The sequence below is a fragment of the Pantoea sp. GM_Pan_4 genome, from assembly GCF_026541005.1.
Lineage (GTDB): Bacteria > Pseudomonadota > Gammaproteobacteria > Enterobacterales > Enterobacteriaceae > Pantoea > Pantoea dispersa.
Genome location: NZ_JALNUZ010000009.1, coordinates 133,951 through 147,330, shown reverse-complemented (window position 1 = coordinate 147,330; position 13,380 = coordinate 133,951). Strand labels below are relative to the sequence as shown.

General features: G+C 46.0%; 12 protein-coding genes and 1 pseudogene. 6 read left to right on the top strand and 7 right to left on the bottom strand.

Annotated elements, in window-relative coordinates; all coding sequences use genetic code 11:
* Nucleotides 1–382: 382 nt before the first annotated feature.
* The 4 genes from OXR61_RS17830 to OXR61_RS17815 form a co-directional block, all read right to left on the bottom strand.
* Complete coding sequence (locus tag OXR61_RS17830; RefSeq protein WP_047740676.1) at nucleotides 383–592, bottom strand: TraR/DksA family transcriptional regulator; 210 nt, start codon at nucleotides 590–592, stop codon at nucleotides 383–385.
* Nucleotides 582–1,169 carry a DUF2857 domain-containing protein gene (locus OXR61_RS17825; RefSeq protein WP_047740678.1) on the bottom strand — a complete coding sequence of 196 codons (588 nt, stop codon included), beginning with the start codon at nucleotides 1,167–1,169 and terminating at the stop codon, nucleotides 582–584. The genes OXR61_RS17830 and OXR61_RS17825 overlap by 11 nt, the downstream gene beginning before the upstream one ends.
* Before the next feature lie 61 nt (nucleotides 1,170–1,230).
* Nucleotides 1,231–1,416 carry an AlpA family transcriptional regulator gene (locus OXR61_RS17820; protein ID WP_032936812.1) on the bottom strand — a complete coding sequence of 62 codons (186 nt, stop codon included), beginning with the start codon at nucleotides 1,414–1,416 and terminating at the stop codon, nucleotides 1,231–1,233.
* 599 nt (nucleotides 1,417–2,015) lie between these two features.
* Nucleotides 2,016–2,822, bottom strand: coding sequence for a helix-turn-helix transcriptional regulator (locus OXR61_RS17815; RefSeq protein ID WP_040206914.1), 807 nt, complete (start codon nucleotides 2,820–2,822; stop codon nucleotides 2,016–2,018).
* Between the two features lie 76 nt (nucleotides 2,823–2,898).
* Here OXR61_RS17815 and OXR61_RS17810 point away from each other — a divergent pair, with 76 nt between their 5' ends.
* From OXR61_RS17810 to OXR61_RS17795, 4 genes are all read left to right on the top strand, one after another.
* Nucleotides 2,899–4,938, top strand: coding sequence for an FUSC family protein (locus OXR61_RS17810; RefSeq protein WP_047740681.1), 2,040 nt, complete (start codon nucleotides 2,899–2,901; stop codon nucleotides 4,936–4,938).
* Nucleotides 4,928–5,143 carry a DUF1656 domain-containing protein gene (locus OXR61_RS17805; RefSeq protein WP_004899298.1) on the top strand — a complete coding sequence of 72 codons (216 nt, stop codon included), beginning with the start codon at nucleotides 4,928–4,930 and terminating at the stop codon, nucleotides 5,141–5,143. The genes OXR61_RS17810 and OXR61_RS17805 overlap by 11 nt, the downstream gene beginning before the upstream one ends.
* The gene (locus OXR61_RS17800; protein ID WP_012539941.1) at nucleotides 5,140–6,003 is read left to right on the top strand and encodes an HlyD family secretion protein; all 864 of its coding nucleotides are present in this window, start codon (nucleotides 5,140–5,142) and stop codon (nucleotides 6,001–6,003) included. The genes OXR61_RS17805 and OXR61_RS17800 overlap by 4 nt, the downstream gene beginning before the upstream one ends.
* 112 nt (nucleotides 6,004–6,115) lie before the next feature.
* Nucleotides 6,116–6,472 carry a helix-turn-helix domain-containing protein gene (locus OXR61_RS17795; RefSeq protein ID WP_040206012.1) on the top strand — a complete coding sequence of 119 codons (357 nt, stop codon included), beginning with the start codon at nucleotides 6,116–6,118 and terminating at the stop codon, nucleotides 6,470–6,472.
* Nucleotides 6,473–7,045: 573 nt separating this feature from the next.
* Here the strand turns inward: OXR61_RS17795 and OXR61_RS17790 are convergent.
* Together OXR61_RS17790 and OXR61_RS17785 are read right to left on the bottom strand one after the other, a co-directional pair.
* Nucleotides 7,046–7,964: pseudogene (locus OXR61_RS17790) on the bottom strand (hypothetical protein).
* A gap of 235 nt (nucleotides 7,965–8,199) precedes the next feature.
* Entirely contained in the window at nucleotides 8,200–9,006 is an 807-nt protein-coding gene (locus OXR61_RS17785) for an SDR family NAD(P)-dependent oxidoreductase (protein ID WP_099817082.1), read from the bottom strand.
* A gap of 172 nt (nucleotides 9,007–9,178) precedes the next feature.
* Between OXR61_RS17785 and OXR61_RS17780 the strand changes: the two genes are divergently transcribed.
* On the top strand, nucleotides 9,179–9,937 hold the full coding sequence (locus tag OXR61_RS17780; RefSeq protein WP_227505319.1) for an MFS transporter: 759 nt from the start codon (nucleotides 9,179–9,181) through the stop codon (nucleotides 9,935–9,937).
* Nucleotides 9,871–10,365: an MFS transporter gene (locus OXR61_RS23390; RefSeq protein ID WP_323808333.1), complete on the top strand. Its 495-nt coding sequence runs from the start codon at nucleotides 9,871–9,873 to the stop codon at nucleotides 10,363–10,365. The genes OXR61_RS17780 and OXR61_RS23390 overlap by 67 nt, the downstream gene beginning before the upstream one ends.
* Here the strand turns inward: OXR61_RS23390 and OXR61_RS17775 are convergent.
* Complete coding sequence (locus OXR61_RS17775) at nucleotides 10,342–13,116, bottom strand: winged helix-turn-helix domain-containing protein (protein WP_047740687.1); 2,775 nt, start codon at nucleotides 13,114–13,116, stop codon at nucleotides 10,342–10,344. The genes OXR61_RS23390 and OXR61_RS17775 overlap by 24 nt on opposite strands.
* Between the last annotated feature and the right edge of the window lie 264 nt (nucleotides 13,117–13,380).

The following is a 13,380-nucleotide window of genomic DNA, read 5'->3' as shown; positions in this document are numbered from 1 at the left end:
TCTGCATTCCGGTTTTAACGGGTCAGCGAGAACATTCAGCGGCACCCTGAATTGTGGTTACGTGACAGCCCGATCCATTTTGTTAAAGAGCAATACCCGGCCCGGACGAATTAACGTCCATCTGGGCAACCATGCTGTAATGGCAATTTCAGGATCGGATATTTAGCACAGGATATAAACGAAAAACTCAAAATAAAAAGAAGAGAGATTAATAAATGGAAAATTTAAGATGCTATGAGAAGGATAAAAGTATAAAAGTATAAAAGTATAAAAGTATAAAAGTATAAAAGTATAAAAAAGAAAATAGAGACTCATTTAAATTTAATGAGAATGATAAGGACGTGCAGAGAAATAATATCTTCGCACGTCATTGTTGCCATGATTAACGTTTACGGCGCTCAAGTTTTTCCTGACATTCCGTACACGTGGTTACGCCCGGCAATGTCTGTCGTCGCTTTTCAGGAATGGGTTTACCGCATACACGACAGTGGAGTAATGACGGTTCTGACCCAGGTTTAAAACGATTCTGTTCAATCATCTCCTCCAGTCGCTGCTCATTAAATTCCTGATCGCGGTCGATCTCATCCGGCATGTGGCGTCCTCCTGTCAGCGGCAGCGTCCTGTTCGCACAGTGCGATACGTTTCCAGACCATGGTGAGTGATAGCCCTTCGACCTTACGCTTCAGGGCTTCCGTTACCTGCATCATGGCAATCAGTGCGTCAGGCGATTCGAGGTTGCCCACCCGGCACTTCTGCCATTGCCGCCAGATCTCGGCATCTGTCTCTTCATCCGGCTCAGGTGTACGTCCATATGGCACGCTGACACCCAGCAACCGTCGCTGAAGGCAGACATCATTAGACGTCAGGCCAAAGTAGTGGTTGAGCAACGCGATAGAACCGCCCAGCCGGATAGCCCGGTTAATCTGCTGCTGCTGTCGGTATTCCTGTCGGGCCTGCGCCAATAAATGATGCAGAACATCATGGCGGACACTGACCGAAACAAAGGGAGCCGCCGCCCGGCTGACAGCAAACAGTTCATCGAGTGATAACTGATTAAGAGCATTCATTTCTTCGAACGTGAATCCGAGGGACTCACAGTGACGAATATTGCCTTCTTTCAGAGCGTGCAATGCATCAGTTAAGATGGTGTAATTAATTAATGGAATCATTCTGTTATCTCCTCAAGCTATATGGAAAAGTTGAGCAAATAAACGGACATTTTTAACTGATCTAACGTCCGGCTAACTTAAGATTGATCCATTCATCAATTTCCGATTCGAGCCAGGCCACACTGGCCGGGCCAATTTTTATTGAACGTGGGAAAGAACCATTTTTCATATACAAGTAAATTTGAGAGCGTTTCAAACCGGTTTTTTCTTCGACCTGTTTTAAACGTAATAACTGATGTGATGTCATTGTATTCTCCTATTGTGGAATGACTGGTGCATGTCCAGAGAAAATAAAAGAACACAGCAGTAAGCTTAGGAAAAGCCGATAGCACCTTATTACTGATGGGAAGATCCTTAGTACGGTTTTGTAGTGAATAAATAATACGTTATTAGTTGTATAAGGATGTGGAGAAGGATAGTTGTGCTGCTGTGTAGTTTTCAGCGTTTCGCTGCTGCAATGGTGTCATGGCTTAGCGTGATAATGAGGACAATAAAAAGATGCGGTTAAATACATTCATTGTGAATTTCAGTCAGGGGGGCGTTACCACTCTGGTGGTAATGCGCTATGAAGCATCGCCATAGAAGTGTTCTGTGTGGTCGAAACATATATGCTCAACTACTTCCTTAACACAATGCTGAATTGATTGTGCTTCCCGATCATGTATAGACCGATCCAACAGATATAATACCGTCCTTTGATTCTTGTTATCGTTAAGGCGGCTGAGGCAATAAAGTCCTGGCTGGAGGTTCCATGCGGTAAAGATTCTGTAGTGTGATCCCCCGCACAGGAAGACGGATATGGCAGCTCTATGACTCACCTCTGGTTTCTTGGAAAACTTGATGTCGCTAATTATCGGTTAAGTGTGCGCTTGTTTTCCGTTCGGCAAAATAGTGTGCTGGTGTACTGCCCATGGTTTTTTTGAACATGGTGATAAACGCATTAACCGATTCATACCCCAGATTAGCTGCAACATTCTGAACCGAAACGCCGCTGGCCAGTTCCCGGAGAGCAATTATCAGTTGCAGTTGCTGACGCCAGCGTCCGAACGTCAACCCGGTTTCGCGCAGCATTAAACGCGCGAGAGAACGCTCGCTAAGCGCCAGTCTTTTTGCCCATGTTTTGAATGTGCTTCGGTCATCAGGTTGACTGACCAGAGCATCGGCCATGGCGCGGATTTTAGGATGCGACGACACAGGGAGGCTCAGTTTCTGCTGAGGCATGGTGGCTAATTCATCAAGTGTTACTCTGGTCAGTCTGGCTAGATGGCTTTCTGGTGGGTATCCGACGCCCTCGTGGGTTAAACGGGCAATGAGTTCTTTGATCAGACCAGAAATGGCCAGAGTGCAGCATCGCTCCGGCAGCTCGGCGGCTCCAGGCTCGATAAAAAGATAGTTGAGATGCGCATTCCAAGTAGCTTTTGCGCTGTGCGGCACTCCCCCAGGGATCCAGACGGCACAATCAGGCGGCACGATCCAGATATCATTTTCGGCGCGACAAATGACCGCTCCATAGAGGGCAATAATCAATTGCCCTTTGCGGTGCGTATGCACAGGCACTTCGGCCGCGTAATCGACAAAATCCAAATGACGCGCGACTGCGGGGCAGGAGGTGGTATCCGGATCGAACAGCGTATTGGCGAGTGGGGGCAACATAGATTGGCAACATTTAGGTATTTTTTGACAGAATAGAGTATTTAAGTGGATATGCAAGCCGGTAATAATTTCCGGCATGAAAAAATTAACGCGAGTTACTTTCATTTTTTTACACACGATATGCCATCGTCTTCGCGGTATGGCTTCTCCTTCACTACTGAATGATGCGAACGCTCTGCTCTATTCGGCGAAGAGTTTTACCGCTGCGATGCTCGCATACTATATTGCATTATCAATTGGCCTAGAGCGGCCTTCCTGGGCAATTATCACCGTATATATTGTTTCCCAAACCTCCGTCGGAGCATCGCTAAGCAGAAGTTTGTATCGTCTGGTGGGAACGGTAATTGGCGCTGGCATGACGGTATTAATTGTACCCACGTTCGTGAATTCACCCGTATTTTGCAGCGTGATACTGGCAGGCTGGATTACATTCTGCCTCTATCTGTCCTTGCTGGAACGTACGCCCCGGGCCTATGGTTTTGTCCTTGCTGGTTACACTGCGAGTCTGATTGGCTTCCCTGCTGTATCCGATCCTGGCGCGATTTTTGACATCGCTATCACTCGGGTACAGGAAATCATGATCGGTATCTTCTGCGCGGCACTTATTCATCGCTATGTATTGCCCGCGCGCATCTCAGGTCAGTTCAACAGTAAATTATCGCAGACGCTGCTCGCGGCGCGACAGCGTATCGCAGAGACTTTAACAGGCAAACCCGATCCTGTTTCCTCGCCGCTGCATATGGCACTGGCATTGCAGTTCCTGCAGGGCATCAGCCATCATATCCCTTATGATTTTGCGTTCTCTGTACCGGTCCGGCAAGCGAGAAAAAGGCTTCATGACAGGCTTGCGCGATTAGTCATTGTTAACTGTGAGTTACGTGACCGTTTAGCGCTGATAGCGAAGATACCTTTCGATGTGCAAATTTTAATGGATGATGTTGAGGTCTGGCTGGCCTGCAAAGATGAAGGAAAATTTAAAAGCGAGGGGGAAGCGCTCAAAAAACGCAGTGAAAAATTACTGCAGCGCTATGTCGTACATGAGTTGACGTTTGTAGAAGCACTGCATGTAAGTTTTATGCGCTACCTGACAGAGGCCATTGTCCTCGTGCAGCAGTGCTATCGTCTTTCGGATGCCATTCATCACGCGAATCAGATGCCTGCGCACTCAGAAATGAATGACGTGAAAGGGTATGTATTCCACCGCGATCCTCTTACTGCTGCCCGCACCGCATTGGGCGCTTTCACCATCATTTTGAGCGGCTGCATGGTGTGGATTTTCTCGGCATGGCCTGATGGCGGTACGGCAGTATCTATCCTTGGCGTTTGTTGCACACTGTTTGGCAGCTTCGATACGCCTGCCCCGCATATTGTGAAATACATCATTGGTTCCCTCTGGGGAGTTGTGATAAGCCTGATCTACAGCTTCGTTCTCCTACCGCAAGTCAGTGATTTTATCGTGCTGGTAGTGGTTCTAGCTCCGGTATATCTGCTTGCCGGATCGCTCCAGGCACGGCCGCCCACTACTTTTATGGCGATGGGGATCACACTGACGCTGCCTATTTTGTGCGAGCTGGGTGCTCATTACAGCGGGGATTTTGCCGTGGCGGTGAATACCTCTATCGCATTATTTTCTGCAACTGGCTTTGCGGTATTCAGCATGGGCTTTCTGCAGACTGTGCAGGCAGATGCGGCAATAAAACGCCTGCTTAAATTATGCCAGCGCGATATTAACCGCAGCGTGAAAGGTGTGTTGAATACTGATGAAACTCTCTGGATCAACCTGATGATCGATCGGGCTGCGTTGATACTGCCGCGTTTGCCGCGCAGCGGACAGTCATCAGAACAGGCATTGAATCATCTTTTGCACACCCTGCGTATAGGCCTGTGTGTAATGCGATTACGCCGATGGGATGCGCATGCAGACAAAGAAATAAAAGAGGTTCTCACTTGTCTTACACACTCGACGGATATTAACACCTTACTTGAACGGATTGTCAGCCTGACTGAGCGTAGCCTGTCCGTAGCAGATGAACTATCGCGGCATCATGTTAATCAACTGGTTGATCTGTACTGCGCATTAAGCACTCAGGAAATGGAGCATGCCGATGATCAATGATTTCAATATTGAGGGCGTTTTTGTACCCGGTCTACTGTTAATTTCCCTCGTCGCGCTCACCTGTACGCTATTACTCGTGCAGCTTTTCTCGCTAAGCAAGGGTTACCGTCGCTTGCCGTTTCGCCCGATGATCGATTTTTCCATCTTTATTATTACTTTTTACCTGTTGTTGCAGGGACTGACCGAACTGGGGTTTTTAAAATGAAATCGTTACTTTCTCTACTGGGCCGCTATTTGCTGACGCTCAGCGCTGTGGCGGTTGCTACGCTTTTGGCTTTTATTCTCTGGAAACATTATGTGCAAACTCCCTGGACCCGCGATGGTCGGGTTCGTGCGGATGTGGTCCAGATTGCGCCGGATGTCTCTGGACCGGTTCTGAATGTGGCCGTCCGCGATAATCAGTGGGTTAATCGGGGCGATGTGCTCTATTCCATTGACCCGCACTGGTTGAGGTTGGCAGTGGTCAGCGCCCAGGCTGATGTTGAGGCGAAACGTCATGAAATGCTGATGCGCCAGGATGCGGCGAGGCGACGCTCTCAGATTAAAGGGGTGATTTCCAGCGAGGATTTACAACAAACAGCCAGCGCAGCAAGCGTCGCTGCGGCTAATTACCACGGTGCACTGGCTGCGCTGGACCTTGCAGAGCTTAACTTATCGCATGCTATTGTTCGCTCTCCGGTTACGGGCTATGTCACACATTTGCGGCTTCGCCCTGGTGACTATGCCACAGCGGGAGAAACTAAACTTTCCATCATTGATGCCAATAGTTTTTGGGTGGTTGGCTATTTTGAAGAGACTAAGTTGCAACATATCCGCACGGGAAATACTGCACACATTACGCTGATGGGATTTAAGCCGGTGATCACGGGGCATGTTGAGAGTATCGGGCGCGGAATAGATGATAACAATGACGAGACCGGGGGGCTTGGCCTGCCTAATGTCGAGCCAACCTTTAGCTGGGTGCGGCTCGCGCAGCGTATCCCGGTTCGGATTCATATTGACAGATTGCCGGAGGGAGTTGAATTGGTGGCTGGACTGTCTGCGAGTATATCCATCACACCATAATAAAAAGTATGGTTTCTATTGAGGATTTATGCAGAACTTAGGGATTGTCAGCTCTTGAACTATATGCCTGATGAAAATGTATTTCTAGTAGAGTAATTCTAAGGTTTCGGTTATGAAAAACAGAAAAGATTTTGTAAATGACTTAATTATCTGGATAAGCAAAAATATAGAGATGCCACTAAAAATTGATGATGTGGCTATCAGGTCCGGATATTCAAAATGGCATTTGCAGAGACTGTTTTTTTCTGAAACAGGGCAGAGCCTGGGAGGTTTTATCAGAGAGAAAAAATTATGTCTTATTTTAGAGGCTGTTATCACAACAAATGAACCTTTGATAAATATCGCGATGCGATTTGGCTTTGACTCTCAGCAATCATTAACCAGGGCATTTCGGAAAAGGTATAATGTCCCACCGCACCGGTATAGAAAAAATGCCGTAAATATTAAAAGCAAGTCTTCTAGGGAGTAAGGTAATTACTCGTATCATAAGGATGAGTTTTTAAATCGTTAGTAACTATCTGGATTACGGACGGGTTCATCTAGTAATCATGGTCTTAGTACCTCAGTTATAGATTTGTTGAACGAAATGAAATCACTCATTTATTTCATTGTAAATGAATCTAAGTCTTTCTGTGCAATGTATGTTTTCGTGTTTTTACATGTGTAATGTATTGGTGAGTAAGTTTTGGATTCATTAATTGGAATGTAATTACGAACCCATGTGTGTATTTAATGGTTGGATAAAATAAGGTTAATCTATTTTGCGCATTTTGGATTCGATCGAACCTATGCAGGTCGGCTAAATCCTCCTTGAATAAGGAGTGGTTTTTATGTATATGTGGGGCTGTGAGCATTTAAATACTGTTTTGTTTTTACATTTCTAATGCTTGGTAATTGATGATATGTATTTATACCCGTAATGCAGAAATATAATATCCCTTGAGGTGACAAGGAAAAAAGAGTCAAAAAAACTAATTATGTCCGTATTACTGATTTTAGAGTCCTTAATACGGACATTTGGGTTTGGTAAAATTCACTTGCGTCAATCCGACATTGATGTGGGGGAACCGCGTACGAGTGCAGTTTTTAACGTATCACCACTGAGCCTGTCGGTAATGCCTTCGTCAGATGCCCATTGTTCGAAAATAGATAGTAGTTTGTACGGTTTACTAATTAATGGACGGATGACTTCATTGTTTTTACAGGCCAGCCAGAAAAAACGAGATAGTGGTGTTGATATTCGCGTCGCAGATAATGGGGGCACTCTGCTATTGGTTATGATGTCAATGACTTTATCAAGTTCAGCATGTCGAATAACAAACCAGGCATCCCGAGGTAAAATATGAGCCGGGAAATACTCTTTCCCCAGGTAGTTATTTATCCTCTTTGAGAATATATCTTCATGTACATCTGGTGAAATGTTTTTAGGGAGTTGCATAATTTTTTGTGTTATTCTTTCTTCCCATGTCATTTTATCGAATAGTTGAAATGGTTCTCCTTGTAAGCTAACTGTTATGCCATGATTAAAATCAATAGCTCCTGTTACAGGTAATGGTATTTTAAGAGATTGGGCAAGTAATTTTTGTACTAGAACATATTCATATCCAATCAATAGAGTGTCAATAACTCTCTCTGTGGGAATGATATATTTCCCAGTAGTGCTAACAATAAAATTATGTCCTTCAATAAACGCTTTTTTGTCAAGAAGGCATAAACGATTTATTGATGACGTATCAGATGGTCTGAGCCTTACTTTGTAGCCCGACCTCTGTATTTTTCGTAATGTAATTGGCGACTGAAAGTAAATAGAGAGATGAATGCTGCCATGTAATGCATACCTGTAAATGTCACTTTTTTTTAATTTTCAGTCCTTTTTTATTTATCACTTCGACTGCTTCACGGATAGTCAGCCAGTCAGGCGAACTATAGTTTGTATTTGATAGTGTTTGTTTTTTTGACATAGTGGTTTGCCTCTATTTCTATTTTTTTAAAAAAATACCATGAATTTTCCAGTGAGATTAATTTCATGGTGCGGGATCTATTACGTTATAATATTTGGGTTATATTGACGCGGGGGCTTCTTAGCGTTTCAGCCCCCCATGTCCGGCCTCATATTTCGCAGTGATTGAAAAGAAGAACAAATATCAGGTTAAACTAATTCAATCCTCAAACATTATTTAAGTTGAATGGAAGACATTACATAAATCTGTCTGCTCCGCCTGATGCTTCAATTGTCTGTCCAGTAACAAACTGATTCCTCCCAGAAAGTAGGAACGCAGCAATTGCAGTAATATCTTCAGGAAGTCCAAAGCGGCCCACAGGCGTTTTCTCTTTACCCAGTAATGCCATTACCTCTTCGTCTGTTCTGTCAGCTAGTTCAGGACGACGATTGCGAACATTCGGTAGCATGTTCTGCGCCCAGTTATCCGTCGCGACAGCACCCACTCCGATCGCATTGACCAGAATGCCATCCGGAGCCACGCTAAGTGCTAAACTACGGGTCAGGTTGTTGATAGCGGCGCTCAGTGCGTGTGAGACGGTAAGTTGCGGATTAGGGTAGATACCGCCAATGGATGAGATATTGACAATACGCCCCCAGTTTCGTCTCTGCATCCCGGGGATGATTACCTTACAAAAACGTCGCATGGCGGAGAATTTGGTCTCAGTCATTATCTGCCAGTCTTCTTCCGAAGTGGTTAACAGCGTGCCCGCATGGGCTCTTCCGGCATTGTTCACCAGTAAATCAATACGCTGAAAAACCTTTTCCGCTTGTTCAACCACTAAAGAAGGTAGTTTGGGATCAGTCACATCCCCGGCAATAGGCAGCACCGAAACACCGTATTTCTCTGAAATTTTTTTCGCAGCAAGAATCAGCTCAGGTTCTCGTCTGGCCACCATGATTAAATGCACACCATTCATGGCCAATTCTTCACACATGCTGAAACCAATTCCGGTACGGGCTCCAGTTACCAGAGCCACTTTTCCAGTCAGTTTTAAATCCATTTGTTGCTCCTCAAGTTAAGCACAGTCAATAACATGAGCAGTATTAGTAACAAATCTCTTTTTCAGGAGCTTGTGCATCAGAATTCAGATGTCTGAAAAAAGCGGTCAAAGAGTTGGGTGTCGCCTTTGCTTATACTCCAGACAATATTGAGTTTAGTGCCAGGAGTGGTCAATGCGTTCGGACAATCACGAGCTTTCTTCTACCAGGATTCTTATGCTGGGGATTATTTGTTGTATTGTTGTGGCTAATATTTATTTTAATCAATCTGTCCTGAATTTAATTGCCGGATCATTTCCCAATGAATGGGGAGCTGTTTCTTTGATCCCCATGGTCACCCAGGTAGGCTATGCGGTGGGCTTATTCTTTCTGATACCCCTAGGCGATTATATTGAACGTCAGCGGCTTATCCTGCGTCAAGCGCAGGTGCTTTTCCTGGCAATGATCGGCATGATGTTATCCCCAACGGCGACAGTGTTGGTGTTCTACTCCTTCCTTACCGGGATGGCTGCAACAGTAGCTCAACAGATAGTGCCGCTTGCCGCCTCGCTCTCAAGAACTTCTGCACGAGGTAAAACCGTTTGTACGGTGATGAGCGGTGTCCTGGCAGGTATCCTTGCTGGCCGGGCTATCGGAGGCCTTATTGGTCAGTATGTCGGCTGGCGTGGCGTCTTTTTATCCGGAGCGATCATGACATTGCTGGCTATATTTTTCATCTTACGCATTTTGCCTACTCAGTCGTTGTCAACGCCAAAGTTTAACTATCTGGCGGTATTACGTTCATTAGGACTGCTGTGGAAAAACGAGCCGCAGGTGCGTGGTGCAACTCTTACACAAGTAATGCTGTTTGCCTCCTTCAGCGTGCTGTGGACCGTGCTCCCTTTCTGGTTAGCTCATCGCTACGATTACGGTGCAGGGATAACGGCACCCTAGCTGCTTTGGGGTTAATCGGTATTCTGTGTGCGCCTCTGGCGGGAAGTTTCAGCGATCGGCAGGGACCATTCCGAATGGTTGTTTTTGGTGTGATACTCATGCTGCTAGCCTGGACTGTTTTTTGGAGATGGAACAGTATTGTGGGTATGGTGGTGGGCATTCTACTACTGGATACGGGTGAGCAATGTGTACTGATAGCTAATCAGCACACGATTTATTCTTTGCGTCCGGATGCCAGAAACCGTCTTAATACATTATTTATGTGCGTTATGTTTATTGGCGGAGCATGTGGCTCACTGACTGCCACCTGGTTATGGGAGACAACTCATAGCTGGGCGCTGATTTCTTCAGCAGGGGGCGGACTCGTGATCATGGGGATGTTGATAGCCGTAAGACGTAAATATTCAGGCCCCTATTCGGGCACATAGCGCAATAGCACTTCTTACATCCGTCGCATTGTCTGAGTCTTCAACATCATGTAAAGCGTCCTGTATCAATTGCTTAGCAGCCCATTTTTCCCCAGCTTCAGCCTGCAATGTCGCCAATGAATAAGCAATACGGAGGGCCCAGCCATGAGCCTGTTGCTGGCGCGCTTTGTCCAGGGCCTTCTCCAACAGCAGGCGTTGTTTCTGAGGAGGTAATTGAGTGGCAGAAAGACGCATCAGCTCAGGCGTGCACCAGTTTTCATGATCCTGGCGGGTGGCTCTCAGTGATACCCCGGTATCAATTTCTGACAACAAGGGGGAATATTGCCAGTCTAATCCCATCGCCCGCAACGAGCTAAACAGTGTGGTTTGACTAACATCGGTATGACTGAACTGTTTGGCCCAAACAAGAAACAGCTCGCCGTATGTCTTCCAGAAATATAAATCATGCCTTTTTGCCAGATGAATCAGCCAGTTTGCGACCTTTATAACCCAACGCGGATTACGATCCAGTGCTGCTGTCATACAAGCGCCTTCAGCCAGTGCACAGCAAAGAGAACAGACATGCTGCAAACGAGCGGCTTTTTTAACACCGCGCCATGCCATCTGTTTCGCGGCCTTATACTCACCCTGTAACCAGAGTAAACGAGACAGAAAGGCCTGACCGGCGCTCTCTTGATCAAGACCAAAACGGAAAGAGTGGCTTAATTCACCATGTTCATACCAATCAAGAGATTGCTGGAGATAATCACGCCCTACATCATGACGGCCCAAAAAATGCAGGGATACACCGAGAATACGCAGCCCGGTTGCCATCGCCTCCTCGTCGGTAATGGACCGTGCTAGCTCGCACATAGATTGCGCATGCTCAAGCGCTTTATCCAACTCGCCAGTACGCAGATAATACAACCATAATCCGTAGTGTGCCTGTAAACGTATTTCTTTGTCGTCGAGCTTTTCTGCAATTGTCAGCGCGGTTTTCCAGGCTGAATGTGTTTCAGGCGTGGGGCCTTTTGCCCAGGTTGACGCCTTACCTGCTACAGCGCTGAGATTCATTCTCTGGCGTAGCGTTAATACTACCTGCGAAGTATTTTCATAAAGCAGAGGATAAATATGGCGCTGACATTCATCGTATAGTGAATATTCAATCCAAAAAGGGGTCATAGCTTGTAAGATCTCAAGCCCTTTAGAGGGAGCAGCTCCCTCAATCAACGTTTGCTGTAATACACTCCGCAAATCATTAAGTATATGGCTATAACGTTCACGCCATTGTCCTGTTGGCAGCATAAACCAATCATCTTGGGCCTCTTTTACCATAACTTTATAATAGTCGGCAAAACGGGCCTCAAGAACAGTATATTCACCCTGTTGCCTGAGTTTATCGCATGCGAACTGGCGCATGGTTTCCAGCAGGCGGAAACGGGTCTCTGGTACCTGAGTACTGACCTGAATCAGGGATAAAGACAGCAATCTTTGCAGATCGTCAACAACCTGCCAGCGATGCTTGTCTTTAATCAGCAGAAGGTCGCTTACTGATTTCACACTGAACATATCGGTATAGATCCCCAGAGAGCAAAATAATCGTTGTTCACGTGTGTTGAGCAACTGATAAGTCCACTCCAGCGCGGTCAGTATTTTCTGATGTCTGGGCTCCAGAGATCTGTGCGTATTGCTCAATAGCTGGAAACGGTCTTCCAGTCGGCTATAGATCTCTTTGACACTCATGACTGGCAGACGGGAGGCCGCAAGTTCAATCGCCAACGGCAGACCGTCAAGATGACGGCATAACTCGCCAATCAAAGACAGTTCGCTGGCTGATGGATGGTAATCATGTCGATTGGCCTGCCCGCGTTCGATAAAGAGGCGGACACTGGAAAAAGTCAGTAACTCGTGGGTATCAGCCTCTTCGCTCTCAGGAACTTGTAATGGTGGTAGTAGATATTGTTGCTCGCCGGCAACCTGCAACGCTACCTGGCTGGTCAACAACAGTTTGATATGGGGAGCTAGGTGCAGGAGCAACGTAATCACTGGTTCAAGTTCATTAATTACATGTTCACAGTTATCAATCAGCAGTAAACATCGACGCCGTGCAAGCTGTTGCCGTAAATCGGCATCATTATGAATGGCAGCTAATGGAAGATGGAGCGCTTGTGAAATAACGGATAGCAAGCTGGATGCTTCGGTGATATGAGCCAGTTCAGCCACACATATTCCATCAGGAAAATGCGTGTGTGTAAGACTGACGACTTCCCATGCCAGACGAGTCTTACCCACGCCCCCTGAGCCTGTAATCGTCACCAGACGGTATTGATCCAATAAGGCGCATAATTCCTGCACAGCTTTATCACGCCCCAGAATCGACGCTAGAAAAGGGGTAATAGCGGGCTCAGGTATTTTTGATTTAGAGAGCGGTTCAGTTGGCGATTTGTTGATATTAAAGCGATAACCACAACCAAATTCAGTAACCAGTAGATGGCGGTCATGTCCCAGTATGCGGCGTATAGCTGAAATTTGTGCCTGAAGATTATTTTCTTCGACGATTTCATTTCCCCACACTTGCGTAAGTAAAGATTCTTTACTTACCGCTTTACCTCTGGCACTCACCAGAGCAACTAGAACATCAAAAGCTCTGGCAGAAATTCTTACTGGCTTACCCCGATGTAACAGAATCCTTAGCTGTGGCCAGATTTGCCAGTCAGCAAAGTGAATCTCATCAATTGATATCATAGTGTTGAGATCTTCTGTTTTGAGCATCACGAACTCTCGCTATGGAGTAAGCCATTTCTAACGAAAGCGGTTATCAGAATCAGGCTACATGTTGAATGTGTTGCATAGGAGTATCACTATTCAATACCACTTTTACCGTTAATGATTATAAAGCCAATAGTGCTATGTGGCATAGCTTTGCGATCAAACTGGTGATGAAAACTGAACTATCTATGCCAGCCATATCCCATCAGGCCTGGCTGGAAAAGCACTCACATGGATAATCATTCGACCAGGGATTAACCTTCAAAT